Source organism: Lysinibacillus sp. OL1, from assembly GCF_004332175.1.
GTDB lineage: Bacteria > Bacillota > Bacilli > Bacillales_A > Planococcaceae > Lysinibacillus > Lysinibacillus capsici.
Genome location: NZ_SJDS01000003.1, coordinates 310,707 through 337,467, shown reverse-complemented (window position 1 = coordinate 337,467; position 26,761 = coordinate 310,707). Strand labels below are relative to the sequence as shown.

The window sequence follows — 26,761 nt, the reverse complement described above, 5'->3', positions numbered from 1 at the left end:
AGCCCTTTTCAGAAAATAAAAATTTGTAAGTTAATTTTCTACCAAAAATGTTTTTTGCTATAAAAATGTGGATAAAGTGCAATTTTCCACTAAAAAAGAATATAAATACATGAAAAAATTAATATTTATGCCGAAATGAACTGTATCTTTTTCAATAATACAATATAATAGTATCAACATGATTATTTTCCTAACACTTGGTAGACGAACATAATTTTTATAATAAATTAAAGAGGTGAAGCTCATGATCCATCCATTAAAAATTACTAGTACACTAGCGGATGAAACAAGATACTCTATTTATGAGTACATATTGCAAGAGAAAAAAACAGTTACTGTACAACATATTGCTGATAAATTCGGTATCCATCCAAACGTTGCTCGACTTCATTTAACGAAGCTTTCAGAAATAAATATTATTACAGCTGACTATGTAAAAACAGGTAAAGGTGGCAGACCTGGACGTGTTTATAAAGCTTCAGAAAAAGGCGTATCTCTTACTTTTCCAAGACGCGAGGAAGATCGTTTATTAAAATGGACGATACAATTAATTGAAGACTTTGGTCCATCTGCATTAACAAAGTGCCAGGAAATTAGCTACCAAGACGGCTACCAGCAAATGAAAAATTATATGAGTGCTGAATTGACAGTAAGTAATTCTCTTTCCTTCGATGAAAAACTTCAGCTATTAACGGACAATGCCGCTTTAATTGGCTATATTCCACAAATTCAACAAACTGAGCAAGGAAAAAAAGTTATCTTCTCCATTTTCAATTGTCCATTCCAGGAGCAACTGACAGCCTATTCTGAAATTGTTTGTTCATTACATGAATCCTATTTAAAAGGTCAATTAGATGCATTGTTTACGAATAATGAATTTGTGCAAATGGAAAGTATGATACATAATTGCGATTTATGTAAATATGAAATAAACGTGACAGAAATCGATAGCTAGATTAAAAATCCATTTGTTTGTCACAAACATGGAGAAGTTCCAGTTTACAGACACCTTTCATATCATTTATAATGAGTAAGAGATTATTGTGTCGTGGGCAAAAGGAGGGGAAATTTCATGGATAATATGTATAAAGTTATGGCATTCTGGACAGGTATTTTTGCCGTTATGTTCTACCTTGGAGGTATGAACGAGGTATCGCTATTATTCTTAGGTAATACAGGTTTATTCTTATTATTAGGCTTCTTAAACCTTTCAGAACGTATGTACATGTACATTTTCGGAGCATATTTAACTGTATTCTTCGCTGGCTTCACGTACTATACAACATTCATTCACGTACCTGGTGGCGGTCATTAATACAAACAAAATCGCGTATCTCACTTTCGGTGAGATACGCTTTTTTATGTGCTAAAACAGTTTATTGTCCCTATTTTAAAATCCATTTAAAAAAGGATTTGTCTCCATTTCTGCACCTACCGTTGTATAATTACCGTGTCCAGGATAGATAATAGTATCCTCAGGTAATGTCAACAGTTTATGATGGATAGATTCCAATAAAATTTTGGTTGATCCACCTAATAGATCTGTACGTCCTACACCTTGTTCAAATAACGTATCTCCCACGATGGCAAAACCGTCATTTTCAAAGATATAAGAAATACTCCCCGGTGAATGCCCAGGTGTAAAAACAGCTTGAAACACAAAATTACTTATTTCAATTTGCTGCTCTTTTTTGATGATTGTATCTTGCGCTGGTGCGGCTACCCTATAATCTGGTAATGCAGGATATTTACTAGAGCCATTCTTCGTTGGATCTGCTAGCCAACTAACTTCCTTTTCATGAATCCATACAGGAACGTCAAATACCTCACGCACTGCATCTACTGCCCCTATATGATCAAAATGGGCATGTGTTAAAAAGATAGCAAGAGGTTTTAAGCCGTTGCTACGGATTGTTTTAATTAGACGCTCCGCCTCTTCACCTGGATCAAATACGATACATTCTTTTTCTTTATTCGATACGATATAGCAATTCGTTTGGACGGGACCAAGAGAATAACTTCGTACGTTCATCATAGTTATCACCTCAACTTCCTATTATACAGGCTTTGCCACAATTTGACGATAAATGTTCATAGTTTACAGTATTTTAGTCCTCGACAAAAACAAGTAGAACGTTTACAATTAAGGAGGAATATTGTTTGCGACATTCATTTTCTGATGTCGAAAGGAGTGTCTATTTTTAATGAACTTATTAATGGTTATTTTTGGTCTAGTAGCGATTTTAGCTGTATTTGGTACATTCCAAGCAATTAAAGAAAAGAACCTATTAAGCGTTGTTTTCAACTTATTAAGTGCTGCTGTATTCGGATGGTTCGTCATCATGACGATTGTTCACAGCGGTTACCCACCAAAATTACACTAAAATTCAGACAAAAAAAGAGCAGTCTCTTAGGAGATTGCTCTTTTTTTGTCTATTATTACTTATTGAATTGAAGAAACCGCTTCTTGCCGATTTGTAGAACATCATTATTCATTAATACTTGTGATATGTCATCCATCGCCATTTTTTCTCCATTCAAGGATACTCCTTTTTGCTTGATTACCCTCAAAAACTCACTCTTACTTTGAATAAAACCCATTGCCACTAGTTGTGGAATGATATCCACGATTCTTTCCTTATCAATTTCTAAGAGCAGTATAGGAATGTTTTTCGGTATTTCCTTTTTTTGAAATGCTGCTTCAAAATAAGCTTTTGCTTCCTCCACTGCTGTAGATCCATGGTATAAAGCCGTTATAATTTCTGCTAATAGGAATTTCAAATCGCGGGGATTCTCTCCCTTTTGTAGTCTATCTTGAATAGCCTGCACGTGTAGTGGATGCTCATCTGTTGCTAATTCGAAATATTTGATAATTAAAGTATCTGGTACTTCCATCACCTTTTTAAACATAATCTCAGGTGCTTCATTGATGCCAATATAATTACCTAAACTCTTACTCATTTTTTCAATACCATCTAACCCCTCTAGTAAGGGCATAAAAATAGCAATTTGTTTTTCTAATCCTCGATGCTTTTGTAAGGTGCGTCCCATTAAAATATTGAACGTCTGATCCGTTCCACCTAACTCTATATCTGCCTCAAGTTCTACTGAATCATATGCTTGCATAAGCGGGTAGAAAAACTCATGTATACCAATTGGGATGTGCTGTTGGTAACGTTTCTGAAAATCTTCGCGCTCTAGAAGTCGAGCAACAGATGTTGTGGCTGCTAGCTTGATGACTTCTTCAAAGGACAGCTTCGCTAACCATTCACTATTAAAACGAACCGTTGTCTTGTTCGGATCTAGTACTTTAAAAATTTGCTCACAATAAGTTTGGGCGTTTTTCTTCACTATATCGTCATTTAAGGCTGTTCGCCCCTTAGCTTTACCTGTAGGATCGCCAATTCGTCCTGTAAAATCACCGATAACAATCACTGCATGATGGCCTAAATCTTGCATTTGCTTGATTTTCCGTAGAACAACCGCATGACCTAAATGAATATCTGGTGCGGACGGATCGAGCCCTAGCTTAATCGTTAAAGGTCGCTGTTCTTTATACGATCGCTCTAATTTTTTAAGTAAATCCTGTTCATCAACAATCTTGCTAGCACCTTTCTTGATAATCGCTATTTGCTCCTTTGGTGTAAAAAACATACGAAACATCTCCTTGTAATATTAAATATTAATATTGCAAGTTCTATAAGAGTATATGGGGTACCGATTTTGTTGACAAGGCCTTAATCACTTTACACGTTTTGGCTTAGAAGGCATAAAAAAAACGCCTTTAGGAAATTCCTAAAGGACGTAGATAAACGTGTTACCACCTTTTTTCGAGAGCTATTCACATAGCTCTCCTCAACAAGTACAGCCATAGCGATACTTTTGCAATGATTACGGATGCAACCCCGTCGTAGCCTACTATAGTTTCGGTACGCAGCTCCAAGATGTATTCACTTTAATATCCCCTTGCGCCTCTCAACAACCGGCTACTCTCTGTCAGTTCCATTAAAGTTACTCGTTCTTTTCGATGCCTTTCACTCTTATACTCCGAAATGCGAAAAACAAATCTTCGTTATGCAGATATTTACACTTATTATAATCGTATCTTGCTATTTGTCAATAAAAAGAAATGTTCAATAAAGTGTATTCACGTTGCATAGTGTTGTAAAACATTGCGAAAGGTGTTTTCTTTAGCATAGGCTTCACAAAAATTTTATGAATGGATGCTTGAGACTCATTCCTTTTTATCAGCAATATAAAAAGAGAGATCCCTATACGAGATCTCTCTTTGATTATTTAACTGAATCCTGCTTTAAATTACCTGTTTTTTCGTCATAGAAGCGAAGTAAGTCTCCATTAATGATGGCATCAGAATTTTCTAGCTCCATTGTAGCACGATCAGCATAAGACTGACATGGCTCACCATCTATTTCTTCGCCAGTTGCTTTGTCATAGCAAGCTTCACCAGCATAGACGTATTTATCTGTAATAAAACGTCCATCACGGAAGACTACAAAGTCCTCATGCTCTGGAGAGAATAAATCTGCACCCATTTGCATATCTTTTGACGTTTCAACGCCAAGAAGGTGTAAGATCGTTGGACGTAAATCCATTTGTCCTGAAATCTCAGCCATTTCTTTTCCATCGCCAGCTCCTGGGATATGGATGAATAAAGGTACTTCTTGAAGCATTGCATTATCCATTGGTGTAATTTGATCTTTTCCTAAATATTGCGCCATTGCTTTATTATGGTTCTCAGAAATACCATAGTGATCCCCATACATCACAATAATAGAATTATCATAGACACCTTGATCTTTTAACTGTTGGAAGAAGTCTTTTAAAGCCTCATCCATGTAACGTACTGTTTGGAAGTAACGATTTAATGTACCTGAATTTGAATCATATTCAGGAATCATAATATCTTCTGGATCCAATGTAAATGGATAATGGTTCGTTAAAGTAATCAGTCTAGAGTAGAATGGCTGAGGCATATCTTTCATTAAAGCAGCTGATTGCTCTAAGAATGGAACATCTTTCATTCCCCAGTTTACAGCTTGCCCCTCTTCCACAGTATATGAATCTATATCGTAGAATTTATTAATTTTTAACGATTGATACATCATGTCACGATTCCAGAATGATTTATTATTAGGGTGCATGACATTTGTAAAGTATCCATTTTCTCCAAGGCGTTCAGCCATTGAATTATACGTATTTCCACCATGCGTGAAGAATACAGCACCTCGACCTAAACCAAACAATGAGTTTTCAACAATAAACTCCGAGTCAGATGTTTTTCCTAAACCTGTTTGGTGATAGAAGTTACTGAAATAATACGTATCTTTATCCTTTGTTAAAGAGTTTAAGAATGGCGTAATTTCATGACCATTCATGTCATTATTAATGACAAAGTTTTGTAATGACTCCATCGATACCACAATCAGGTTACGACCTTTATATTTCCCAAACATCTCTGGATTTACAGCAGCCTGATTAGAACGTATATAGTTGTTCACTTCTACTAGTTCACTACCATCAGCTAACGCACGTTGTGCAGATGATTTAGATTGAATATAAATGTCATACAAGTGGTAATTGTACGTACCAATGTTTTTTACTAATAATTCGCGGTCAAAACTACGTGTTAGTAATTGTGGACGCTCAGTTTCTGCTAATCCTAAATTTAAGAATGTCATTGCTATTGCAAGCACAAAGAATGCACGACGGAATTCAATATTCACTTTAAATGCATTTTTCATTTTTGGTAAAAATTTATTCGCTAAGATTAAGATCACGACATCAACGAAATATAATACATCCCAAGGCTCAACAATGGCTGCTACTGATGTTCCTAAGTCACTAAAGTTACTTGTTTGGAATAATACTGGTAGCGTAATAAAATCATTGTAGAATCGATAGAACGCTACATTTCCGTATAAAACAATGGACAAAATAACGCTGACCGTAATCAAATAACGATTTCTAGCTTTTGCTGATTTAAAGAATAGTGATAAACCATACGTAAATAGCAAGAAGCTTAATGGATTAATAAATAAAATAAACTGTTGCATTGCATTTTCAATTTTCATTTCAAAGCTTGTGTGGTAAACAATGACCGTTTTAATCCAAGTTGCTATAATTGCTAGTATCATAAATGAATGTTTAGGCCACTTTATTGATTTCATTCCTAACATCCTCCCTACTTCCTTACAAAAAAATAATAATTTTTTACATTTTGTTACGGAAACAAAATATATCTTAATCCTTTTTTAACAGATAATCAACACATATCTTGTGGAAAATTTTTTCACCCTGCTCTTTCTATGCACCAGATATCTATATATACGTTTTGCATTGTAAAAAGTTTCATAAAAACATAAAAACAGCGGAAACCCACTGTTTTTAAGAATATTACATACATGTTACATTAATTTTACAATACCCAATTACATTATATTTCAAACATTACTTTTTATGCTCTTCCATACGAAGTCTTGTTGTTTCTTGTCGAATAAGCAGTAGGGCCATCTGATAATCTTTTATGTCTAGTACATTCGCTTTATAGAGCTCACGTATTTCATCCTCCATCAGCATTAAATCGCCAATAGGATCACGTGTATAAATATAGGTACCATATGTTTTCAAGAGTTCATAAATATCTAGCATTTTATCCATTTTCGTTCGCTCCTCGTTGTGCAACACAGTCAATACGTTTTGTGGGCGTCACAATGATATCTACTGGGCAATCATGTGCTTCAGTAGGAACACAATCAATGATTTGCTCATCAAAGAGCAGCGACATCAGCTTACCCTTCTTATAGTTTAATACATAGCGGTCATAATAACCACCGCCATAGCCGATTCGATAACCGTATGGATCAAAAACAACGCCTGGTACAACAATGATATCCATCTCATTTGCGTCAACAAACTCACTTTTTGCTGGAATGGGCTCACGCAAATGCATATATACAGTTTCAAGCTGTGCAAATGATTCAATGGCAAAAAACGACATTTCTCTTGTTTTCGGGTGACATTTAGGAACTGCAACCTTTTTACCTAGTTTCCATAATTCCTCAATTATAAGAATTGTGTCGACTTCTGGCTTATTTGAAATGGTCATGCCAATTGTATTTGCTTCTATTATATATGGTTCCTGTAGCACCTTTTTTAAAACAGCTAATGATTGACGATGATAGTCCTCATCCGTCATAGTTGCAAGGGCTTGGCGTACCGTGTTTCGTAAAGTTGTTTTATCCATCTAGGCTACCTCCTATATCGTAAAACTTCATATCCTCCTGGAATTGTTACATTGAATGATGTGATAAAATGTAGAAAGCCAAAACCACTTGTGGTTTTGGCTTAATGAGCGATTACTTAGTTTCACGGTGAAGAGTGTATTTCTTCTCGCGAGAGCAATATTTTTTAAGTTCAAGACGCTCTGGATTGTTACGCTTGTTCTTTTTAGAAATGTAGTTACGTTCGCCGCAATCTGTGCAAGCTAAAGTAATATTTACGCGCATCATTAACCCTCCCACTCTATATCAAGAATTTAAATTTGAGCATGATTTATACGACTAACCTATTATAACATAAACTGAAAAAAAATCTACCTTCATTTCATATTAAGTTTGCATATGGTAAAATATCTTATAATTACATACTACATTGAGGTGAAGCTATTGGATTTATCCATCGTATTAATGAGTATTGGCATTTTTCTGATTATCGTTTCGTTCTTTTTCAAAAATAGCTCGAAAAAAATCGAACAAGATGTCGAAGAATTATCTATCTCCATCTTCCAAGAAACGAATAATTTAAAGCGTCGTCTAAAGATTGTGGAGGAAGAACTTTTACTAGAGCCTGAGTTCCAAGTGAAATCAAAATCAAGTATCCCTCCAAAAGGCCAAGATTCTAAAGTGCATCAAGTCATGCAGGCTGTTCAACAGGCTGCACAGGGGGCAAAAGTTGGACAAACAACAGCACAAGCAAAACCGATTCATCAAATTATTATTAGTCAGGTACTTGAATTAAATAAACAGGGTCTTTCTATAGCAGATATTAGTATTCGCTCAAATTTAACAGAAGAGCAAGTTCGGCAAGTGATTGCAAACGGGGGGCGTTGATTGATGAATATGTCTGCCATTCGCGCATTTGGTATAGCCATTTTTCTTGTTGGGGCATTGCTTGCACTCGCAAACCACTTCGATGTAAATATTGGTCTTCCTACCAAGGAATTTTCCAATCAACAACAGGTAAAAGAACTACAAAACAAATTAAGTAAGGCCAATCAAGAAATTGCCTCGTTAAAGGATCAATTAAAGCAAGTACATACGACTGAAAAAACTTCGACAACAGATGCATCTGAACAAGCTGATGAAGAAGCGGATACAGATGTTACAACGATGTCTCTGCAAATCTATAGTGGTATCACACCGTATAGTGTGGCACAAAAACTTGAAGACGGTGGCATTATTACCAATAGTGTTGAAATGGAGTTACTACTCGCTAACCCTAAATATGCTAGAAGCTTACAAATCGGCTCCTATGAGGTCAATTCTTCCATGACTTTAGAAGAAATAGCTAATTTAATTACAGGCAAGAAACAATAACATAAAAAGCTGTCGCCCATTCAGATATGAGGCGACAGCTTTTTTATTACGCTAAACTTTCTAGAAAGGCTTGCATCATCATACTGCCTTCTTTTGTGCCAATTGATTCGGGATGAAACTGCAGCCCATAAAGAGGATATTCTTTATGTTGGATGGCCATAATCTCTCCGTCATCCCCCGCTGTTGCGAGTATCTTAAAATCCATGTGTAAAGTTTGTTCTTCAATAATAAGTGAATGATAGCGCATAACCTCGATATCTCCATCTAATTTGGCAAATAAACCCGTTTGCTCGTATTGTAATGGGGACAGCTTTCCGTGCATAATGTTTTTGGCCTGCACAATATTTGCGCCAAAAGCCAGCCCTATCGATTGGTGCCCAAGACAAATACCTAAAATAGGGAATTTTTGATAGAGTTCCTTGATGACCTCTATCGTTATCCCTGCTTCATTTGGCGTTCCTGGCCCTGGTGATAAAATGATGGCTTCTGGCGATAGTTTTTGAATTTCTTCTATAGTAATGGCATCATTTCGTACAACCTTGACGCTTTTTCCAAGCATACTGATTTGTTGAAATAAATTATAGGTAAAAGAATCGTAGTTATCTATTATTAAAATCATTTTTTTACCTCCAATAGGGCACGTGCCTTATTCAGTGTTTCTTCATATTCTGACAATGGAATCGAATCATAAACAATACCTGCTCCTGCCTGTACATGTGCCTTTTGATCCTTAATGAGCATCGTGCGAATCGCGAGGGCCAAGTCCATATCACCAGTTGTCGAAATGTAGCCTACTGCTCCCGCATATACCCCACGCTTTACTGGTTCTAATTCATTAATCAGTTGCATGGCCCGAATTTTTGGCGCCCCTGACACTGTGCCAGCAGGTAAACAAACACGAAGTACATCCAGAACATGGAGGTCATCTCGCAATTCGGCAATCACCTCAGATACCATATGCATCACATATTTATAGCGCTCTATTTTCATATATTTAGTTAGCTTGACGGAACCGACTTTTGCAATACGACCAAGATCATTGCGACCTAAATCCACTAACATACGGTGTTCAGCTATTTCCTTGCTATCCTCTAATAGCGCATTTGCGATTGCTTCATCCTGTTCTATTGTCATGCCACGCGGCTTTGTACCTGCTATTGGGTTGGTTGTCACTTTTCGATTTTTTACCTTTACAAGACTTTCAGGAGATGTTCCTAAAATAACATAGTCACCATAATCCATATAAAACATATAGGGTGACGGGTTAGACGTGCGCAATTGACGATAGAGCGAAAATGGCGAACCTGTAAACGGCGCAGAAAAACGTTGCGATAACACAATTTGGAAAATATCACCTCTCAAAATATGCTGCTTAGCACGTTCCACCAAAGCAACAAATCGTTCCTTTGAAATCATAGGCTTAAACTGTAGCTCATCCACCTTTAATGCCTCAAAGGTCGTACCTGCACAAAGCTGTTGCTCCATCGTTGTAATAGCAGCTTCCATCTCCTCTAATGAACGCCCATCCTGAAATAGATCAATCGAAGCTAGTGTAATTTCCTGTGTTAGATGATCAAAAACAATAAATGTATCATAGAAAAAAACATGAACATCAGGCATAGCTAAATCATCCTGTAAATAGTCCCCTATTTTTTCTGTGTAAAATGCTGTTTCATAGCCAAAGACACCTATCGCTCCTCCAAAGAAAGCAAAAGGATAGCTTTCTTCATGAAAGGGTATTAGTTCTTTTAATCGATCAAGCACATTGCCCCTAGCCTTGTCATTTTCTGCTCCTTTTGAAAACACGAATTCTTCATTGTTTCCTTTTAGTTCAGCCACTGGATTGATGGCGATAAAGGAATATCGCCCACTTTCCTCATGTTTCGCTGAGGATTCGAACAACATTTTATGCTGCCCTTTCAGTGATTGATACACAGAGATCGGGGTCATCATATCCCCCTGTAATACTTTCATAGCATACTTTCTAAGCTCAACTGTCATACTCTTCTCTCCTTCTCTAAGCTCTTCTCATCTACACCTCATCTATCTTTAGCAGCAGAAATCTGCTAAAGGCTTTCTCTTCATTCAGCTAAAACATTTGCCGTCTAAAGAAAAAAATATAAAAAGGCCTTTCCATCACAAAAGGACGGAAAAGCCGTGGTGCCACCTTCATTGGTCTCCTGATAGGAAAACCCTCTCTAAGCCTTGTAACGTAGGCATCCGCTAATCCGTACTTTTTTCAGGATTAGAGCTCCGAAGTCCATTCACTAAACATTTGTACTAGTTTTCACCAACCACTAGCTCTCTATAACAAATTGTACTAGCTACTACTCTTCATCAAAGCTGATTTCTTGGTAATATTGTAAAGCAAACTATCTTACAATTCAATTTATTTTTTATTTCGCAGACTTTCTTCTTCAGGATGGCTAGCTAATGTAATCGATAGCTCCTCCATTATTTGACGAATCGCAAATAAAATATCCTGCCGCACTTCCAGCATAACAGCAGTATCATTTGTGGCAACAAAGAATCGAACAAGCACGCGATACGAATCATGATGAAATTCATCTATAAATACATGAATCATGTCTTTCTCTGTTTTAGCATGTAAATAAATTTCCTTATGAATGGCCGTTAAAGCGCTACGTATGTCTTCCTCATCATTATCAGCAGCGATATATAAAAATTGCTCACACTTCCGTTTTTCTCGTTTAGATAAATTATAAAGAGGACGATTCACTAAATAGGAGTTCGGCACATACACAAGTCCTTTATCGCCTGTTTGAATTAACGTACTTCTTAAATTGATATCCTCAATCGTTCCTTCAATTTTTTGGTCCTCTGTCGCAATCCAATCTCCTATTTGGAATGGATTATCTAAAGCTACGGACATGCCACCAAATACATGCGCTAGTGTATCGCGAATCCCAAAGGCAATCGCCACACCCGTTAAGCCGATTCCAGTTAAAAAGCCATTCAGATTAAAATCCCAAAAGGAAGCAATCGTAAACATAGCAAAAATCATGATAAGTACTTTACCGATTCGTAGAAAAAACGGTAATAAAACATTCTGATCCTCTTCGCTCGTTAATTCAAATGGTTGTTTCGTATAAAAATTCAAAACATCATAAATCCCTTTAAAAGCAAGAAACACCATAATAGACAATACAAAATTCTTTGTTGATGGATGTGTAAATAAAGGGACTTTTATTAAATAAGATAAGCTTAGCACAATGACCGTCGTCATAAAGGCATAGCCAATTGCTTTACTAAATTGAGCCAGTACATTTGCTTGGAAATTGCGCTGACGATCTTTTAAAAATAGCACAACACGATGAATAATTTTTTTGATGATGAATCGTTGAATAAGCCACCCTACTAAACAAATAATGACAGCAATTAAGCCATCTAGCCAGGTTGGGACTGTAAATTTAGGTAATAACCAATGTAATGAATCCATGTATTTCTCCTTTATAACTACCTATGTATCGCCAGCAAAAAGGAGCCGACCTTCAGTAATGGTTAGCCCCGTTCTTGTTATTGTATGGCATCATCTGCAAAAAAAGCCCTACTAGCAAACCAAAATTGCTGTTTATTAAAGTTATGTTCATGCATGGCAATTACCGAAAATTCAGCATGATATTTTTGCTTCATTTCCTTTAGCATCATTTTTGCTTGCTTGCCAACGAGATGCTGCCCATCAATAGGTGCTCCTTCTGTAAAAATAATGACATCTGCTTCTGTACCTAATTGATTTTCCTGTAGCAATGCTTTCACAAATTGTAAAACAGGTAAAATGGCTGCCTCTCCCTTTGCCTTATATTCGATAAAACTTTTAAAATCAGCTAAATTTAAATGACCATTTTCAAAGCGGTAGTGGACATGAATTTGCCGATCATACGGTACAATGTATAAATCACGGCCTTCTCGATGTGCACTCATAAATAACGCTAAAATCATACTTTTACAAATCTCAGAATAAGCGGCCATTCCTGTCGTTTGTTCTAAACAAATAATCATCGGGCCAGGGTCTTGTTGATAATCATGAAAGGGTACATAGTAAATATTGCCGCTTTTCGTTGTCTGTTGCTTCAGCTTTTGACGTCTAAGCTCTGACCATTTTCGTTCATAATACTGGCGTTGCTCTTTGCCATTTGCTAAGCGTTCTGCCTTCTCAATAGCAGGCATATTCTCTTGGATTTCATGCATGATATCCGTCAATTCCAGAGCAAATGCTGCCATATTTCGTAATGGCTCACTCTTGAAAAAATAATCGATAAAATAATGTTGTTCCCCTTCACTTAACTCCTCTATATGTAGGTTTTCATAGAGAAAACGTAAATAGTCAAGTTGTTCTATTGTCAACTGCTTGTCAAATTGCTTGATGAGGGATTCAATTGCATCTTTCATATAGCAGCACCTCCTAAGCACCACATTTTTTGGATAATGTCTATAGTATAACCAAAAAAAATTTTTGACAATACAAAAACGCTTGCTATAAAGACGCTACAGCCAAAGACAATGTTGCTGCTTCAGGAGATTTTTTTCTGCAAATGAAAAAAAGAGCTAAAACGCAGCTCTTCTTTCTTAATTATTTAATTCATAATGTTTGCCTTTTACTAAGTAAAATAGATGTTCAGCAATATTTGTAGCATGATCAGCAGAACGCTCTAAATAGCGGCAAATAAATGTTAGGTGCGTAATCTGTGAAATATGGGAGGGGTTTTCTACCCCAGCACGGAGTAAAAGGGTGATCGTTGCCCCGTATAAATCGTCCACGTAATCATCTAACTCTGCAATCTCTTTAGCGCGTACCGTATCTTCCTCAGTAAAGGCCTTCATGATGCTCTCTAGCATTTCTACTGTTTTATTGCACATGGTTTGGAGATTTGTTATTGGGAATATCATTGGCTCCTTACCAATTCGAATTGCTTCTTTAGCTATATTAACCGCATAGTCCCCTACTCTTTCCATATCTGAAGCTGCCTTTACGAGAACCATGAGACGGCGTAAATCTGTTGCTACTGGTTGTTGCTTGGCAATCATTAGGATCACATGGTCATTAATTTCTTCTTCAAGGCGATTAATGATTAAATCGTCCTCCAAAATTTTCAAAGACTTTTCTAAATCCTGCTCTACCAATGCTTCAAAAGCTGTTTTTAATGCAAGGATACTGCTATTGGCAATGGCAAGAAATTGCCCCTGTACCTCTTTTAACTCTTGTTCAAAACGTTCACGTACGATCATTCATTGCTCCTCCTTAGCCGAAACGTCCCGAAATATAGTCTTCTGTACGTTGATCTGCTGGTGTTTGGAAAATAACATCCGTTTTATCGTATTCGACAACCTCTCCACTTAGGAAGAATGCTGTACGATCAGAAATACGTGCCGCTTGCTGCATATTATGTGTCACGATGACAATGGAATAATCCTTTTTCAGTTCTTGGACCAGCTCTTCCACTTTCAACGTAGAAATCGGGTCCAAGGCAGATGTTGGCTCATCCATTAAGATGACATCAGGCTCAATCGCTAAGCAACGTGCAATACAAATACGTTGTTGCTGACCACCTGATAATCCGTAGGCATTTTGATTCAAACGGTCTTTTACCTCGTCCCAAATGGCTGCCCCTCTTAATGATTTCTCCACAATTTCATCGAGAATTTTTTTATTTTTAATGCCATGAATTCTTGGTCCATAGGCAATGTTATCATAAATAGATTTTGGAAACGGGTTTGGCTTTTGGAATACCATACCTACACGTGTTCTTAATTCCTCTACCGTATAGTTTTTATCTAAAATATTTCGCTCACGATATAAAATTTCTCCTGATGTACGTACGATTGGTACAAGTTCAACCATGCGGTTTAATGTTTTTAGATACGTAGATTTCCCACAGCCAGATGGTCCAATAATAGCCGTTACTTCATTTTCATAGATGCTTAAATTAACATCTTTTAAACCATGATGATCACCATACCATAAGTTTAAATCGCGTGTATCATAGACAATATTTTTCGCCACATCTGCTACAGACTTAGTCGTTGCCTGATTCCGTTTGACAATTGTTTTTTCCTCTTTAAAATCTACTACCATAAGGTCACCTCATTAATAACGTTTTTGGAATTTATTTCGGATATAGATGGCGATCGAATTCATTAATAGCAGCACTGTCATAAGCACTAAAATACCTGCTGCTGCTACATACTGAAAGGCTTCTTGTGGTCGTTTTGCCCAATCATAGATTTGCATTGGTAATGCTGTAAATTGACTCAGCAAGCCATTCGGTAAAAACTGCAGGATAACTGGAATTCCAATTACAACTAGTGGAGCTGTTTCTCCAATGGCACGAGATAAGGCTAAAATACTTCCTGTTAAAATACCTGGGATGGCAGCTGGCAATACAACACGCAAAATCGTTTGCCATTTCGTTGCACCCATGCCATATGAAGCTTCACGTTGTTCGTTTGGCACTGCACGAATAGCCTCTTGAGCCGCTACAATGATAACAGGTAAAATTAACAAACTCATTGTAAAGCCAGCAGCTAAAATACTTTTTCCTAGACCCATCATACGTACAAAAATAGTTAATCCAAGTAATCCAAAAACAATGGAAGGAACACCTGCTAGATTCGATATATTCATGCGAATAAAGTCATTGATTTTATTTTTCTTGGCATACTCCTCTAAATAAATCGCAGTACCAACTCCTAAAATAATTGATACTGGTGCTACAACTGCCATTAACCAAAGCGAACCGATTAAAGCAGCTTTGATACCTGCCTTATCCGCAAATCGTGAGGCAAAATTCGTCAAGAAATCGATATTTAAGTAATCAATCCCCTGTGTCACAATGCGGTACAGTAAAATAGCTAAAGCAACAAGTGCAAACGTAGTAGCTAAGAAAAAGAGCGTTTTCCAAACTTTATTTGCTGTAATACGCTTTGTCATTCGTTTCATGACGACCGTGTCATCCATATAGCGCATGCTAGTAAACCTCCCTGAAGCGTTTCGAAATATAGTGAGCAAGTAAATTCATTACTAGAGTAAAGATAAATAGTGTGAATCCTACTGAATAAATTGAGTAATAAATGGTTGTACCATAACCCGCATCACCAGTTGAAACCTGTACAATGTATGCAGTCATTGTTTGAATAGAGTCTGTTACATTAAGGTCAAATTTCGGTGTTGAACCACCTGCAAGCGATACAATCATTGTTTCTCCAATTGCCCGGGAAATAGCTAACACAACAGAAGCGATAATCCCTGAAAGCGCAGCGGGTAATACTACTTTGATTGCTACTTCAAATTTCGTCGCACCTAGAGCTAAGGCTCCTTCACGCATACTATTTGGTACAGAGGACATGGCATCTTCTGAAAGAGATGTAATCATTGGTAAAATCATAATCCCTACAACAATACCAGGACTTAATGCATTAAAAAGTTTTAGTCCAGGTACAATTTCTTGTAAAACTGGAGTGACAAATGTTAAAGCGAAGAAGCCATAAACAATTGTTGGCACACCTGCTAATACCTCTAAAATAGGTTTCACTGTTCGTCGTGTTTTCTCACTTGCATATTCACTTAAATAGATAGCTGAAGCAATTCCAAATGGTACAGCTACTACAACTGCAATAAGTGTCACTTTTAATGTACCAGCGATTAATGGCAGAATCCCAAATAACGGTTCGTTACCTGAAAACGGTAACCATTTAGTACCGAAAAGGAAATCCGTAATCGACACACGTTTAAAGAATTCAAACGTTTCAAAAATAAGGGTGAAAACAATGCCAAATGTTGTTAATATCGAAATAATAGCTGCAGAAAATAATAGAGCTGGCATGGCTTTTTCCACTATTTTCTTTGTTTTTTGGTTGCGCGAATTTGCAATTAATTGCTGCACAGATGATGTCTTATCTTCCTTTTGAGAAACCATTGGGAGCTCCTTTCAAATAAGTGAGGGAAAGAGCACACATCTCTTTCCCTCTATGCATGTCTTCTTATTTTAAGCCTTCTAAAGTTTTTAAGCCTTCAGTATATTTTTCTTCAGGTAAACGAACATAGCCTACTGCTTCAGCCATATCGCCTGCGTTTTCAAGTGTAAATTTAATGAAGTCGTAAGCTGCTTCATTGTCCTTCATCGCACTATTTTTTACGTATGTGAATAATGGACGTGAAAGTGGTGTATATTCGCCACCTTCAATTGTTTCATTTGTTGGCTCTACGCCATTTACTTTGACAATGTTTAATTTATCTTTATTTTCAAGGTAGTACGCATAACCGAAGAAGCCGATCGCATTTTTATCACCAGCTACACCTTGCACTAGCATATTATCATCCTCTGATAATGTTGCTGAGCTTACTAGATCTGCTCCATCTAAAATCACTTCATCAAAGTAGTCGTATGTGCCTGAATCAGTACCTGGTGAATAGTAAACGATTTTTTCATCTGGCCAAGATGGATCAATATCAGACCACTTTTTCTCTGTCCCATCTTCAACCCAAATTTTTTGTAGTTGTTCTACCGTTAAATCCTTCGCCCAATCATTTTCTGGGTTCACGACTACTGATAAACCGTCATATGCTAAAGCTAGCTCTGTAAAATCAATGCCCGCTTCTTCTAATTTCGCTTTCTCTTCATCTTTTATATTACGAGATGCATTTGAAAAGTCTGTTTCACCTGCGATGAATTTTTCAAAACCACCACCAGTACCAGAAACCCCCACTGATACTTTGACATCTGGTTGTGTACCTGCATACTCTTCAACAACTGCCTCAATGATTGGTGCTACTGTTGATGAGCCATCTCCAGCTACAGACCCTTGTAGCTTTTCATCAGCAGCTTCTTGTCCTGAGCTTGCTGGTGCGTTCGTTTCTGTATTGTTTCCGTTTTGTGCAGAATCGCTACCACATGCACCTAGCATTAATGCAGAACCCATTACCGCTGTCATCGTTAAGTACTTCCACTTTTTCATCTCATTTGCCTCCGTCATGAACTGTTTTATAGTTATTTGTCTTACAATCTTTACTATAATGACTGATTGTTGAAGTCGTATAAACGGTTCGTAAAAGAGATGTAAAGGAATGTAATGCTTTGTAAACGTTTGTAAAGATGAATTTACAATAGAGGAAACTTGCTTCCTATAGGAAAGGTGTTATAATAAGCAATTGTGTCAGGAAATATTTAATTTAATGATAAGGAGAGTTTGACCTTTGTCATGAAACATGCAAAAGTACAAAATGCCGATTATTTTAAAACATATTTATCATTAGTAATGGAACATCGGGACTATACACTTCAAGAGGCGATTGATTTTATGCTAGCTTCTTATTTCTATAACAATATAGAACTTTATGGGGTAAAACCAAGAGAGCAATTTGAATTAGCCATTCAGCAATTATCCGCATAAAGGCACTAAATATCCGAAAGGGGCGTTTTGCTATGCAAACGCCCCTTTCACTACTTAGTTCAGTTGAGATTTCGCTACTGATTGAGTTCATCAGCACTTTTGACAAGTGCCTCTGAATTGCGCACAATGTCAGCTATCGCTATAGTGGATTTTTGAATAAGTGCTGATGTATTTTCCATTCCTGCCTGTTTATCATGAATAGCAATCACCCAACTCGTATCTTAATGCCTTATTATCTCTAGCTATACATGCCCTATTTACTTTAGGATTAGCGGTCGTGATTAGTCTTAAAAAAGTAAAAATAAAACGGATTTGGAAAATAATTTTTCCAAATCCGTTTTGTATTAGCGTATATCCAATACCCTTTAATCCTGCTCATTCTCTCCAATTTTTTCTTCCGTAATTGCTGGTAAAATTGGCTGTTTCACATTACTATCTGTTACTTTTTCAGCTTGATATTTAGCTTTTAATTCAAAATACTTATCTAAAGAACGTCTAGCAATGACATTATTTTGATAGTAGTGTGGAGCTAAGTTTGTATTAACCCATGGGATCACAACTGCATAGGCAATTTCAGGATTTTCATACGGGGCAAAGCCAACATGCGTTAAATTAATCGTATTTGTGCCGTAGTGCTCACGTAACGGACCATAATACACTACCTCTGCTGTCCCTGTTTTCCCTGCTGCTGTATAAGGAGCATCGGCAAATTGTGCTCGTGCTGTACCATGTGAACCAGTATATACACGACGTAGCCCTTGCTTTACATAGTCGATCTCTTCTTTAGGATTATCAATTTGATTCAAAATAGTTGGACCTACTTCAGTTACTAATTGTCCTAATTGCTTGCCATCCTGTGATGGGTCACGAACTTCTTTCACAACATGTGGCTGAATACGATAGCCACCATTGGCAACTGTTGAAATATATTGTGCAAGTTGAAGTGGTGTATACGTATCATACTGACCAATCGCCAAGTCAAGTGTTTTACCACCCATTGTTGGACCTGATGGACCACGCACTCCGCTAAATTCATTTGGTAAATCAATGCCTGTTTTCACACCTAAACCAAATTGCGCATAATTATTACGCATTTTGGAGAACGTATCGTCCTTTAAGCGTAATGGCATACCATAACTATAAGGGGTTCCATTAAGCAGCAACGCAATTTTAAACATATAGGAGTTGGAAGAACGTTCTAATGCCAACAAGTCATTCATCGGAATATATCCAGCCCTGTTAAAAATAGACGTTTTCGGATCCGTGCTAGCTAATTTAATCGGCTCGTCTCCCATTGAAGTCCCCATCGAAATAACGTCCTGATTGTAGCCAGTAAGGACTGTCGCTGCTTTAACTGATGAACCTGCTTCATAAGCCGTTGTAAACGATCCATATGCATAGTCAACGACTTCATTTTTCCCTGTCTCGGGATTCTTTTCTATTTTCTTACCCACCATCGATAAAATGTCGCCTGTATTCGGATCCATCATAATTAGGAAGGCACGGTCTAATAAATAGGAGCCTGGAAGTGCCTTTAAATTAAGCAGTTCTTCTTCTACAATCTTATCCGTTTCAGCCTGCAGCTCACTATCCAATGAAAGGATTAAGTCTTTACCTGGCTCCCCTTCATAGGTTGTGACTGTATCGACTACTTGACCTTTTTTATTGGTAATATTTTTGACGACTGTTTTTTGACCTTGTAGTAATTCTTCATACTGTGCTTCAATATAACTTTCTCCCACACGGTCATTACGTGAGTAGTCACGTGCTAAATAGTAATTGAGCTTCTCTTTTGGTATCCCTTTTGTTGGGACCGTTGTACGACCAAGAATAGATAAAGATGATAATTTAACACGTTTCCAGTCTGTTGTTGTATTAACACCTGGTAGTTCAGTTAAACGCTCAGATACACGAGCAAATTCATCAGCTGATACATTTTCACTTTTAATAATTTGAGGAGATAGATTATAGCCAGATACCATCTCACGATAAATCGCTAATACCTCTAAATCTGCCTCTGTTAATTGTAAAAGTTCTTCGTTTGTTATACGTTCCCGTACCAGTTTATCAATCTCTGCATTAATTTGACTGGTTGTAATATTTTCTTGTGCATTAATTTTTGTTTTTTCTGCCTCTGTGACTTTTTCATAGGCAGCATCGTGATTTTGTAATATCCAGAAATCCTGTTTATCACGCAATGTGACACGCTTTGTTGGCTGTTCTATTAATTGTGCCAGCTTTTTCGCGATATCAAGCATCTCCTCTGATGTGGTCGTTTGCATTTTTGTATAAGTAATGGCATTTTCTGGGTGATTATCCACTAAAATACGGCCATAACGGTCATACATGCGTCCCCTTGGTACACTTGTATTCACAGGTACCTCTTCTTTACGCTCTAAATCACGTACATAATCTTCCCCTTTGACGATTTGCATATAGCCAAGTCTAAAAATTAACATTGAAAATACGATAAATATTGCAAAGAAAAGGATATTCATACGAAATGTTAAGTTAGAATGATGTTTTGCTTTAACACTCGCCGCGCGATTTTTTCCTGGTGCTTTGCGCATATGTATTCCCCTCCTCATCTTCTGATCATTTCAATACACGATACCTAGTATACCATTCGAAGGTATGACAGAAAAGCACGCACTTTCGATTTCTTATGTAAAACATCATTTATTTGACGGTACTTTATGGAGAAAGGTTGCCCTATTTCACGCTCTCCTTATATTTCGTCTTCATTATCCTGCTATTTTCAGATTCTCACCCTTAATTTGCAGTTTTATCCAACAAAAAAAGGCTATGCCCCGTGATTGCTCACTTTAGGCACAGCCAATTATTCGTTATTATTTTGCAGCTTGGAATTTAGCTTCTACTACATCCCAGTTTACTACGTTCCAGAAAGCACCGATGTAATCTGGACGACGGTTTTGGTAGTTTAGGTAGTATGCATGTTCCCATACATCTAAGCCTAAAACTGGCGTTTTCCCTTCCATTACTGGAGAGTCTTGGTTTGGAGTAGACGTAACAGCAACTGAGTCACCATCAACGATTAACCAAGCCCAACCTGAACCAAAGCGAGTTGTAGCAGCTTTAGCAAATTCTTCTTTGAAAGCATCAAAAGAACCGAATTTAGCATCGATTGCTTTTGCTACTTCACCAACTGGTGTATTTGAACCGCCTGGAGCGATTACTTCCCAGAATAATGTATGGTTAGCATGTCCGCCACCGTTGTTGCGTACAGCAGTTTGTTTGTCAGCTGGAAGAGCATCTAGGTTTGCGATTAAGTCGTTAATGTCTTTTTCAGCAAATTCAGTACCTTCTACTGCTGCGTTTAAGTTTGTTACATAAGTATTGTGGTGTTTAGAATGGTGAATTTCCATTGTTTTTGCATCGATATGTGGTTCTAATGCGTCATAAGCGTAAGTTAATTGTGGTAATTCGTAAGCCATTGTTAAGTTCCTCCCTAAAATAAGAAATAATTAGTACATCCTTAGATTATCAAAATTGGTCAAACCATTCAACGAAAAATACTTCAATTTGAAGATTTCAGCCTTTTGACCGAAATACCGATATGTTTACTATCTTACCCTTTACTCACACACACTAAACCTTAAATGTGAGGCATTAAATAGCGATAAAAAATACAATAATCATAACAATTTGAATAACAGCCTTGACAACAGTAGATGTCAAAAAGCCAATTAAAGAACCGACACCACTTTTCACTGCCTCACTAAATGTACGTTTCTCAACGATTAGTTCCGCAATCACAGCCCCTAAAAATGGTCCAATTAAAATCCCTGCCACAGGGATCACAAATGGTCCAATTAATAACCCGATGGTGCTCCCCCACATGCCAGCATTGGAACCACCAAACTTTTTGATACCAAACGCATTTGCCACAGTATCTGCCCCAAATAACAACACGACAAATAGTATTTCAATGACCCAAAACCACCAGCTTAGCTCTGCGAATGAGAAAAATAAGCCATAGAGCAAAAATCCACCAACTAAAAACAGTACTCCGGGAATAATTGGATATACTAAACCAATAAATGAAATAATAAAGCAGGCAATCACTAAGATCCAGCCAACAACTTCCATAAAGATTCTCTCCTTTTAACGTGCATTGCCTTTCATACGAAATAACAAAGTGAAAAGTTTCATTAATGACGAATGCCTAAAATAGAATCTGCAATATTTACTGCATGGTCTCCTATACGCTCTAGGTTGCTCACGATATCCATATAAACAATTCCTGCCGCCCCACTACACTCATTCGTGTTTAATCGGGCAATATGCTTTTGACGTAGTTTATCTTCCATATCATCAATCAGGCTTTCTAGCTCTGTTACTTCTTGAGCTAAGCTTAAGCTAGCGGTATCTAATGCTTCTATACTTTTGCGCACTGCCTCTATAGCTAAACTAAACATACCTATTAAGTCCTGTCGCGCTGATTTACTTAAGCTTACCTCGTGGTGATCCTTGTACTGTAAAAGCTCTAATATATTTTCAAAGTGATCCCCAATTCGTTCAAAATCCCTTACATTTGTCAATAAAGTATGATGTCTTACTGAGTCTGCACGGGAAAGAGGCTGCTTAGACACCATTACTAAATAATCAGTAATTTCATTGTCTAGATGATTAAGCCCGACTTCTAGCTGTAGCACCGTTGGAATATGCTCTGCCTCTCCAGATTTCATATATAAAAACGTTTCTTCCAACCCACGCAATGCATGTTCACCCATTCGTAATACCTCTTCTTTAGCTTGACCTAGCGCAATAGCAGGAGAGGAATCAATGAATGATGGATCTAAATGCTTTGTTGTTACATTGATATTGCCATCATGTCCCGGCAGTAGCTTTGTAACTAAGGCTGCGAGTCCAGCAATAAATGGTAGTTGGATCATCATATTAAAGACATTGAATGAGCCATGAGCAATGGCAATTTGCATGCGAGGCTCTAAATGAAATACGCCACTGATCCACTGTACATATTGCATAAACGGTGTGAACAATAACATGAAAATAATCGTTCCAATCACATTAAATAATACATGAGCCGCTGCTGCACGCTTAGCGTAAATAGAAGCACCAAGGGAAGCTAAAACAGCTGTAATGGTCGTGCCAATATTTTCTCCAAACAATATCGGTAAAGCACTATTTAAACCAATTAATTGTTCTGCATATAAACCTTGCAATACCCCCACCGTTGCGGTAGAGCTTTGCACAAGTAAGGTAAAAATGGTTCCTAAAAATATGCCTAATATCGGTTGATTACTTAAATGAAGCGTTAACGATGCAAAATCTGCAAGCTGGTGTAACGCCTGCATACTAGCACTCATCAACTCTAGCCCTAAAAATAAACCGCCAAAGCCAAATAGAATCTGACCAATATGTTGATACGTTGCTTTCTTTAAGAAAAATAAACAGGCAGCCCCAATTGCCAATAAAGGGTAAAAATAGAGTCCAATATTAATACCAATAATAAATGCTGTAATCGTTGTACCAATATTTGCCCCCATAATGACACCGATTGCTTGACGCAGTGTTAAAAAACCAGCACTCACTAATCCTACAGTGATGACTGTTGTGGCAGAACTTGATTGTATGCAAATCGTTACAAATATACCTACCAGGACACCCATAATAGGGTTTGTGGTAAAGCGATTTAACCATTCACGTAACCGATCATCCGCTGATTTTTGAAGTCCATCCCCCATGAATTTAATGGAAAATAAAAAGACCCCTAGCCCGCCTATAAACTGAAAGAGAATGCTTTGCCAATCTATTGTCAATTGTTTTCGCTCCAATTCCTACATCTCTACTACCCTCGTTCTAATCATTAAATGATTCCAAACAAAAAGTAAAGAAATCCTTTAACTTCTTTACATAATGTTAACATTTTAACATCAAGACCCTCCTCATTTATACTTCTTTCATATCTTGTCCTCTTTGAACATGTTAAAATATCGATTGGAGGAGATATAGCATGAAACACTCACAGCTTTTTATTGATAGTCTTATACATCCTAAAAAACTAGCAGCCTATCGTTTATTACCTATTGGAAAGGTTATTCAATATACTTTTCTACTGATTACCATTGTGTCCGTATTCTCTTTAGGTCGTTTTGCAGCAGGTATGTCCGTTGATACATTCGATATGGATAGTTTAACTGGTTTAACAGATTACATAGAGGGCATTAAATGGCTCTTATATCCATTCACCTTCCTAATGCTTTTCGTCGTGACAACAATGCTTATTTTTGCACAAATTGCCCTTTATGCTTTAGCAGGTTTATTTATCTTGAAAGCGATGAAGCGTCGAGGTGAGTATCGCCATATCTGGAGAACAACTACCTTTGCGATCACTTGGGCTACATTACTTTCGATGTTAGCAGACTATCTGCCCGTTAGCAGTACTGTTATCACTGTACTATCTTTATTTTTAACCATTTCTCTATTAATTGTGGCCTTTACAAAATATCCAAAACAACCAAATATAAAATAATGTGCATGAATCCCCTCTCTTCTCAATATAGTGTAGAAAAGGAGGGGATTTTTTGCGAGCATTCATCTTAACAACTATCATCATTATAATTGCCTTTGTCGTCAAAGTAGATTTAACAGAAGGGTCCATCCCACTTGCGGCTTTATCCACAAAGAGCTCAGAAAACGGACTTTGTGAACAACAGCGTGAGCCAAATTATATTACTGTACAAACGATTGAAGGAGATACTATTCATAGTTTATTTGCTCTACACCCTGCTAAAGTTCCCATGACCTTTCCAGAACGCTTACAACTTTTTTACAACTTAAACCCATACTTACAATTACAAGCACTAGTTCCAGGTGAAAATATCAAGCTTCCTCTCTCATTTGAGCTAGAAAACAAATGCGGAAAATGAAAAGTTAGCGTTTCTTCCTTGTCCTTATTTTCTTACACTGCTAAAATAAATGACAGTGACGGCTGAAAATAGAGGCCCGAAAAGGAGAGAAAGTTAATGAGTGAAATTTGTCACCGTTCAAATACACGTCCTGTGCGTGTCGGTAACTTAACAATTGGTGGTAGTAATGAATTATTCATTCAAAGTATGTGTACAACCAAAACACATGATGTAGAAGCAACAGTTGCAGAAATTCTTCGTCTTGAGGAAGCGGGCTGTCAAGTTGTTCGTGTTGCTGTACCAGATGAACGTGCAGCGGACGCGATTGCCGAAATCAAAAAACGTATTCATATTCCATTAGTAGCTGATATTCATTTTGATTATAGATTAGCATTAAAAGCCATTGAAAATGGTATTGATAAAGTACGTATTAATCCAGGTAATATTGGTCGTAAAGAAAAAGTGGAAGCTGTTGTTAATGCAGCCAAAGCAAAAGGTATACCCATTCGTATTGGTGTAAATGCCGGTTCATTAGAGCGTCATATTTTAGAAAAATACGGCTATCCTACAGCTGATGGGATGGTAGAATCTGCTCTACATCATATTAAAATTTTGGAAGACTTGGACTTCCACGATATTATCGTATCAATGAAGGCATCTGACGTTAATCTTGCCATTGAAGCCTATGAAAAGGCATCTAAAGCCTTTAATTATCCGCTTCATTTAGGGATTACAGAATCAGGGACATTATTTGCTGGTACTGTAAAATCAGCAGCAGGTCTTGGAGCCATCCTATCAAAAGGGATTGGAAACACATTACGTATCTCCCTTTCTGCTGACCCTGTAGAAGAGGTTAAAGTAGCAAGAGAATTATTAAAATCCTTTGGCCTCGCTTCTAATATGGCAACTCTGATTTCTTGCCCAACATGTGGACGTATTGAAATTGATTTAATTTCTATCGCAAATGAAGTAGAAGAATATATTTCAAAATTAAATGTACCGTTAAAAGTAGCTGTTCTAGGCTGTGCAGTAAACGGTCCTGGAGAAGCGCGTGAGGCAGATATCGGTATCGCTGGTGCCCGTGGTGAAGGCTTGTTATTCATGAAGGGGAAAACAGTCCGTAAAGTGCCAGAAGAAACAATGGTGGAAGAACTGAAGAAAGAAATTGATAAATTAGCAGCAGAAATGGAAGAAAAACGTGCAGCGGAAGAAGCTCAAAAAGCGAATGCCTAAGGAGGTGCTAGCATGAAAAAGCCCCGCTTTGGTATTGATATTGATGGGACTGTGACATGTCCAAGTACACTCATTCCACATATTAATAAACAGTACAATGTAAATATTACGCTGGATGATGTTTGTGAATATGATTTTTTATCTGCCTTCCCACACCCTATTGACCGAAGTGCCTTTAATACTTGGTTTAAGGAAAATGAACCTTACATGTACGAAGTCTCTGAGTTGGCAAAAGATGCAAAAAATATTCTAAGCGCTTGGAAAAATAATTTTGAGCTGTATTATATTTCTGCTCGAGGTGAAAATGTAGCAGACATCACGGTCAATTGGTTTAAATCGCAAGCTATACCTTACGACCATATCGAGCTTCTCGGCAGCCATGATAAACTAGCCGCTGCAAAAAAACATCGTGTAGAAGCTTTCTTTGAGGATAAGCATGATAATGCAGTAATGCTGGCAGAGGAGTTAAAAATACCTGTTGTGTTATTTGACACACCTTATAATCGTCTTGCTGTTCCTAATAATGTTGTAAGGGTTTATAACTGGCAGGAAGCGAATCAATTTATTACACAATTTTTCAAATAAGTATAAGAGCTGTAGGCAAGGTTGGAT

At 37.3% G+C, this 26,761-nt stretch carries 30 protein-coding genes and 2 other annotated features; of the genes, 10 read left to right on the top strand and 20 right to left on the bottom strand.

Annotation, left to right across the window (positions count from 1 at the left end; translation table 11 throughout):
• The first annotated feature begins 244 nt into the window (after positions 1-244).
• Both EW028_RS08850 and EW028_RS08845 read left to right on the top strand, forming a co-directional pair.
• Positions 245-955, top strand: coding sequence for a helix-turn-helix transcriptional regulator (locus EW028_RS08850; protein WP_131520609.1), 711 nt, complete (start codon positions 245-247; stop codon positions 953-955).
• A 117-nt stretch (positions 956-1,072) separates the two neighbouring features.
• Positions 1,073-1,315 (top strand): DUF2626 family protein, encoded by a 243-nt coding sequence (locus EW028_RS08845; RefSeq protein ID WP_004231035.1) that lies wholly within the window; start codon positions 1,073-1,075, stop codon positions 1,313-1,315.
• Between the two features lie 75 nt (positions 1,316-1,390).
• Here EW028_RS08845 and EW028_RS08840 read toward each other — a convergent pair whose 3' ends face one another.
• Positions 1,391-2,035, bottom strand: a complete 645-nt coding sequence (locus tag EW028_RS08840; RefSeq protein ID WP_131520608.1) for an MBL fold metallo-hydrolase — start codon at positions 2,033-2,035, stop codon at positions 1,391-1,393.
• Between the two features lie 169 nt (positions 2,036-2,204).
• Here EW028_RS08840 and EW028_RS08835 point away from each other — a divergent pair, with 169 nt between their 5' ends.
• Positions 2,205-2,384 (top strand): DUF2759 domain-containing protein, encoded by a 180-nt coding sequence (locus EW028_RS08835; RefSeq protein ID WP_004231029.1) that lies wholly within the window; start codon positions 2,205-2,207, stop codon positions 2,382-2,384.
• Between the two features lie 55 nt (positions 2,385-2,439).
• Here EW028_RS08835 and tyrS read toward each other — a convergent pair whose 3' ends face one another.
• The 5 genes from tyrS to rpmG all read right to left on the bottom strand — a co-directional run bounded on the left by tyrS (position 2,440) and on the right by rpmG (position 7,526).
• Positions 2,440-3,654, bottom strand: a complete 1,215-nt coding sequence (gene tyrS / locus EW028_RS08830; protein ID WP_131520607.1) for a tyrosine--tRNA ligase — start codon at positions 3,652-3,654, stop codon at positions 2,440-2,442.
• 141 nt (positions 3,655-3,795) lie between these two features.
• Positions 3,796-4,037 (bottom strand) — a binding site (T-box leader).
• 255 nt (positions 4,038-4,292) lie between these two features.
• Positions 4,293-6,188, bottom strand: coding sequence for an LTA synthase family protein (locus tag EW028_RS08825; protein WP_131520606.1), 1,896 nt, complete (start codon positions 6,186-6,188; stop codon positions 4,293-4,295).
• Positions 6,189-6,468: 280 nt separating this feature from the next.
• The gene (locus EW028_RS08820; protein WP_004231021.1) at positions 6,469-6,678 is read right to left on the bottom strand and encodes a YqgQ family protein; all 210 of its coding nucleotides are present in this window, start codon (positions 6,676-6,678) and stop codon (positions 6,469-6,471) included.
• On the bottom strand, positions 6,671-7,264 hold the full coding sequence (locus EW028_RS08815) for a 5-formyltetrahydrofolate cyclo-ligase (protein ID WP_131520605.1): 594 nt from the start codon (positions 7,262-7,264) through the stop codon (positions 6,671-6,673). Before EW028_RS08815 ends, EW028_RS08820 begins: the two co-directional genes overlap by 8 nt.
• A 112-nt stretch (positions 7,265-7,376) precedes the next feature.
• On the bottom strand, positions 7,377-7,526 hold the full coding sequence (rpmG, locus tag EW028_RS08810) for a 50S ribosomal protein L33 (RefSeq protein WP_008408521.1): 150 nt from the start codon (positions 7,524-7,526) through the stop codon (positions 7,377-7,379).
• A 180-nt stretch (positions 7,527-7,706) separates the two neighbouring features.
• On the opposite strand from rpmG, the gene EW028_RS08805 reads away from it, so the two are divergent.
• A complete protein-coding gene (locus EW028_RS08805; protein WP_227744904.1) occupies positions 7,707-8,129 on the top strand; it encodes a hypothetical protein in 423 nt (140 codons plus the stop codon).
• 3 nt (positions 8,130-8,132) lie between these two features.
• Entirely contained in the window at positions 8,133-8,615 is a 483-nt protein-coding gene (locus EW028_RS08800) for a hypothetical protein (protein ID WP_131520651.1), read from the top strand.
• A gap of 46 nt (positions 8,616-8,661) precedes the next feature.
• Here the strand turns inward: EW028_RS08800 and EW028_RS08795 are convergent, their stop codons facing one another.
• From EW028_RS08795 to EW028_RS08755, 9 genes are all read right to left on the bottom strand, one after another.
• Complete coding sequence (locus tag EW028_RS08795) at positions 8,662-9,234, bottom strand: anthranilate synthase component II (RefSeq protein WP_131520603.1); 573 nt, start codon at positions 9,232-9,234, stop codon at positions 8,662-8,664.
• On the bottom strand, positions 9,231-10,616 hold the full coding sequence (gene trpE / locus EW028_RS08790) for an anthranilate synthase component I (protein WP_131520602.1): 1,386 nt from the start codon (positions 10,614-10,616) through the stop codon (positions 9,231-9,233). Before trpE ends, EW028_RS08795 begins: the two co-directional genes overlap by 4 nt.
• A gap of 138 nt (positions 10,617-10,754) precedes the next feature.
• Positions 10,755-10,965: a binding site (T-box leader), on the bottom strand.
• Between the two features lie 39 nt (positions 10,966-11,004).
• Entirely contained in the window at positions 11,005-12,075 is a 1,071-nt protein-coding gene (locus tag EW028_RS08785) for a mechanosensitive ion channel family protein (protein WP_131520601.1), read from the bottom strand.
• Positions 12,076-12,152: 77 nt separating this feature from the next.
• Positions 12,153-13,025 (bottom strand): vWA domain-containing protein, encoded by an 873-nt coding sequence (locus EW028_RS08780; RefSeq protein ID WP_131520600.1) that lies wholly within the window; start codon positions 13,023-13,025, stop codon positions 12,153-12,155.
• A gap of 177 nt (positions 13,026-13,202) precedes the next feature.
• Positions 13,203-13,862, bottom strand: coding sequence for a phosphate signaling complex protein PhoU (gene phoU, locus EW028_RS08775; RefSeq protein ID WP_048392248.1), 660 nt, complete (start codon positions 13,860-13,862; stop codon positions 13,203-13,205).
• 13 nt (positions 13,863-13,875) lie between these two features.
• A complete protein-coding gene (pstB, locus tag EW028_RS08770; protein WP_131520599.1) occupies positions 13,876-14,709 on the bottom strand; it encodes a phosphate ABC transporter ATP-binding protein PstB in 834 nt (277 codons plus the stop codon).
• 12 nt (positions 14,710-14,721) lie between these two features.
• Positions 14,722-15,600 carry a phosphate ABC transporter permease PstA gene (pstA, locus tag EW028_RS08765; RefSeq protein WP_048392246.1) on the bottom strand — a complete coding sequence of 293 codons (879 nt, stop codon included), beginning with the start codon at positions 15,598-15,600 and terminating at the stop codon, positions 14,722-14,724.
• 1 nt (position 15,601) lies between these two features.
• Entirely contained in the window at positions 15,602-16,549 is a 948-nt protein-coding gene (gene pstC, locus EW028_RS08760) for a phosphate ABC transporter permease subunit PstC (RefSeq protein ID WP_004231004.1), read from the bottom strand.
• 64 nt (positions 16,550-16,613) lie between these two features.
• Positions 16,614-17,588 (bottom strand): PstS family phosphate ABC transporter substrate-binding protein, encoded by a 975-nt coding sequence (locus EW028_RS08755; RefSeq protein WP_131520598.1) that lies wholly within the window; start codon positions 17,586-17,588, stop codon positions 16,614-16,616.
• A gap of 243 nt (positions 17,589-17,831) precedes the next feature.
• Here EW028_RS08755 and EW028_RS08750 point away from each other — a divergent pair, with 243 nt between their 5' ends.
• Complete coding sequence (locus EW028_RS08750; RefSeq protein ID WP_131520597.1) at positions 17,832-18,023, top strand: hypothetical protein; 192 nt, start codon at positions 17,832-17,834, stop codon at positions 18,021-18,023.
• A gap of 74 nt (positions 18,024-18,097) precedes the next feature.
• On the opposite strand, the gene EW028_RS25845 is transcribed toward EW028_RS08750, so the two are convergent.
• The 5 genes from EW028_RS25845 to EW028_RS08730 form a co-directional block, all read right to left on the bottom strand.
• Complete coding sequence (locus tag EW028_RS25845; RefSeq protein WP_255501590.1) at positions 18,098-18,232, bottom strand: hypothetical protein; 135 nt, start codon at positions 18,230-18,232, stop codon at positions 18,098-18,100.
• A 156-nt stretch (positions 18,233-18,388) separates the two neighbouring features.
• Positions 18,389-20,593 carry a peptidoglycan D,D-transpeptidase FtsI family protein gene (locus tag EW028_RS08745; RefSeq protein WP_131520596.1) on the bottom strand — a complete coding sequence of 735 codons (2,205 nt, stop codon included), beginning with the start codon at positions 20,591-20,593 and terminating at the stop codon, positions 18,389-18,391.
• Positions 20,594-20,872: 279 nt separating this feature from the next.
• Positions 20,873-21,478, bottom strand: a complete 606-nt coding sequence (locus tag EW028_RS08740; protein ID WP_016995356.1) for a superoxide dismutase — start codon at positions 21,476-21,478, stop codon at positions 20,873-20,875.
• A 175-nt stretch (positions 21,479-21,653) separates the two neighbouring features.
• Positions 21,654-22,133 carry a DUF456 domain-containing protein gene (locus EW028_RS08735; protein ID WP_004230999.1) on the bottom strand — a complete coding sequence of 160 codons (480 nt, stop codon included), beginning with the start codon at positions 22,131-22,133 and terminating at the stop codon, positions 21,654-21,656.
• 62 nt (positions 22,134-22,195) lie between these two features.
• On the bottom strand, positions 22,196-23,827 hold the full coding sequence (locus EW028_RS08730; protein WP_131520595.1) for a Na/Pi cotransporter family protein: 1,632 nt from the start codon (positions 23,825-23,827) through the stop codon (positions 22,196-22,198).
• 194 nt (positions 23,828-24,021) lie between these two features.
• Between EW028_RS08730 and EW028_RS08725 the strand changes: the two genes are divergently transcribed.
• The 4 genes from EW028_RS08725 to EW028_RS08710 all read left to right on the top strand — a co-directional run bounded on the left by EW028_RS08725 (position 24,022) and on the right by EW028_RS08710 (position 26,734).
• The gene (locus tag EW028_RS08725) at positions 24,022-24,540 is read left to right on the top strand and encodes a DUF1189 family protein (RefSeq protein ID WP_066036426.1); all 519 of its coding nucleotides are present in this window, start codon (positions 24,022-24,024) and stop codon (positions 24,538-24,540) included.
• 52 nt (positions 24,541-24,592) lie between these two features.
• Complete coding sequence (locus tag EW028_RS08720; protein ID WP_131520594.1) at positions 24,593-24,937, top strand: hypothetical protein; 345 nt, start codon at positions 24,593-24,595, stop codon at positions 24,935-24,937.
• A gap of 96 nt (positions 24,938-25,033) precedes the next feature.
• Positions 25,034-26,149: a flavodoxin-dependent (E)-4-hydroxy-3-methylbut-2-enyl-diphosphate synthase gene (gene ispG, locus EW028_RS08715; RefSeq protein WP_004230987.1), complete on the top strand. Its 1,116-nt coding sequence runs from the start codon at positions 25,034-25,036 to the stop codon at positions 26,147-26,149.
• Between the two features lie 12 nt (positions 26,150-26,161).
• Positions 26,162-26,734, top strand: a complete 573-nt coding sequence (locus EW028_RS08710; protein ID WP_131520593.1) for a 5' nucleotidase, NT5C type — start codon at positions 26,162-26,164, stop codon at positions 26,732-26,734.
• Positions 26,735-26,761 lie beyond the last annotated feature (27 nt).

Bases quoted from the DNA above. Each gene is read 5' to 3' on its own strand.
- EW028_RS08850 (WP_131520609.1), top strand. From the start codon at position 245: ATGATCCATCCATTAAAAATTACTAGTACACTAGCGGATGAAACAAGA.
- EW028_RS08845 (WP_004231035.1), top strand. From the start codon at position 1,073: ATGGATAATATGTATAAAGTTATGGCATTCTGGACAGGTATTTTTGCC.
- EW028_RS08840 (WP_131520608.1), bottom strand. From the start codon at position 2,035: ATGATGAACGTACGAAGTTATTCTCTTGGTCCCGTCCAAACGAATTGC.
- EW028_RS08835 (WP_004231029.1), top strand. From the start codon at position 2,205: ATGAACTTATTAATGGTTATTTTTGGTCTAGTAGCGATTTTAGCTGTA.
- tyrS (WP_131520607.1), bottom strand. From the start codon at position 3,654: ATGTTTTTTACACCAAAGGAGCAAATAGCGATTATCAAGAAAGGTGCT.
- EW028_RS08825 (WP_131520606.1), bottom strand. From the start codon at position 6,188: ATGAAATCAATAAAGTGGCCTAAACATTCATTTATGATACTAGCAATT.
- EW028_RS08820 (WP_004231021.1), bottom strand. From the start codon at position 6,678: ATGGATAAAATGCTAGATATTTATGAACTCTTGAAAACATATGGTACC.
- EW028_RS08815 (WP_131520605.1), bottom strand. From the start codon at position 7,264: ATGGATAAAACAACTTTACGAAACACGGTACGCCAAGCCCTTGCAACT.
- rpmG (WP_008408521.1), bottom strand. From the start codon at position 7,526: ATGCGCGTAAATATTACTTTAGCTTGCACAGATTGCGGCGAACGTAAC.
- EW028_RS08805 (WP_227744904.1), top strand. From the start codon at position 7,707: ATGAGTATTGGCATTTTTCTGATTATCGTTTCGTTCTTTTTCAAAAAT.
- EW028_RS08800 (WP_131520651.1), top strand. From the start codon at position 8,133: ATGAATATGTCTGCCATTCGCGCATTTGGTATAGCCATTTTTCTTGTT.
- EW028_RS08795 (WP_131520603.1), bottom strand. From the start codon at position 9,234: ATGATTTTAATAATAGATAACTACGATTCTTTTACCTATAATTTATTT.
- trpE (WP_131520602.1), bottom strand. From the start codon at position 10,616: ATGACAGTTGAGCTTAGAAAGTATGCTATGAAAGTATTACAGGGGGAT.
- EW028_RS08785 (WP_131520601.1), bottom strand. From the start codon at position 12,075: ATGGATTCATTACATTGGTTATTACCTAAATTTACAGTCCCAACCTGG.
- EW028_RS08780 (WP_131520600.1), bottom strand. From the start codon at position 13,025: ATGAAAGATGCAATTGAATCCCTCATCAAGCAATTTGACAAGCAGTTG.
- phoU (WP_048392248.1), bottom strand. From the start codon at position 13,862: ATGATCGTACGTGAACGTTTTGAACAAGAGTTAAAAGAGGTACAGGGG.
- pstB (WP_131520599.1), bottom strand. From the start codon at position 14,709: ATGGTAGTAGATTTTAAAGAGGAAAAAACAATTGTCAAACGGAATCAG.
- pstA (WP_048392246.1), bottom strand. From the start codon at position 15,600: ATGCGCTATATGGATGACACGGTCGTCATGAAACGAATGACAAAGCGT.
- pstC (WP_004231004.1), bottom strand. From the start codon at position 16,549: ATGGTTTCTCAAAAGGAAGATAAGACATCATCTGTGCAGCAATTAATT.
- EW028_RS08755 (WP_131520598.1), bottom strand. From the start codon at position 17,588: ATGAAAAAGTGGAAGTACTTAACGATGACAGCGGTAATGGGTTCTGCA.
- EW028_RS08750 (WP_131520597.1), top strand. From the start codon at position 17,832: ATGAAACATGCAAAAGTACAAAATGCCGATTATTTTAAAACATATTTA.
- EW028_RS08745 (WP_131520596.1), bottom strand. From the start codon at position 20,593: ATGCGCAAAGCACCAGGAAAAAATCGCGCGGCGAGTGTTAAAGCAAAA.
- EW028_RS08740 (WP_016995356.1), bottom strand. From the start codon at position 21,478: ATGGCTTACGAATTACCACAATTAACTTACGCTTATGACGCATTAGAA.
- EW028_RS08735 (WP_004230999.1), bottom strand. From the start codon at position 22,133: ATGGAAGTTGTTGGCTGGATCTTAGTGATTGCCTGCTTTATTATTTCA.
- EW028_RS08725 (WP_066036426.1), top strand. From the start codon at position 24,022: ATGAAACACTCACAGCTTTTTATTGATAGTCTTATACATCCTAAAAAA.
- ispG (WP_004230987.1), top strand. From the start codon at position 25,034: ATGAGTGAAATTTGTCACCGTTCAAATACACGTCCTGTGCGTGTCGGT.
- EW028_RS08710 (WP_131520593.1), top strand. From the start codon at position 26,162: ATGAAAAAGCCCCGCTTTGGTATTGATATTGATGGGACTGTGACATGT.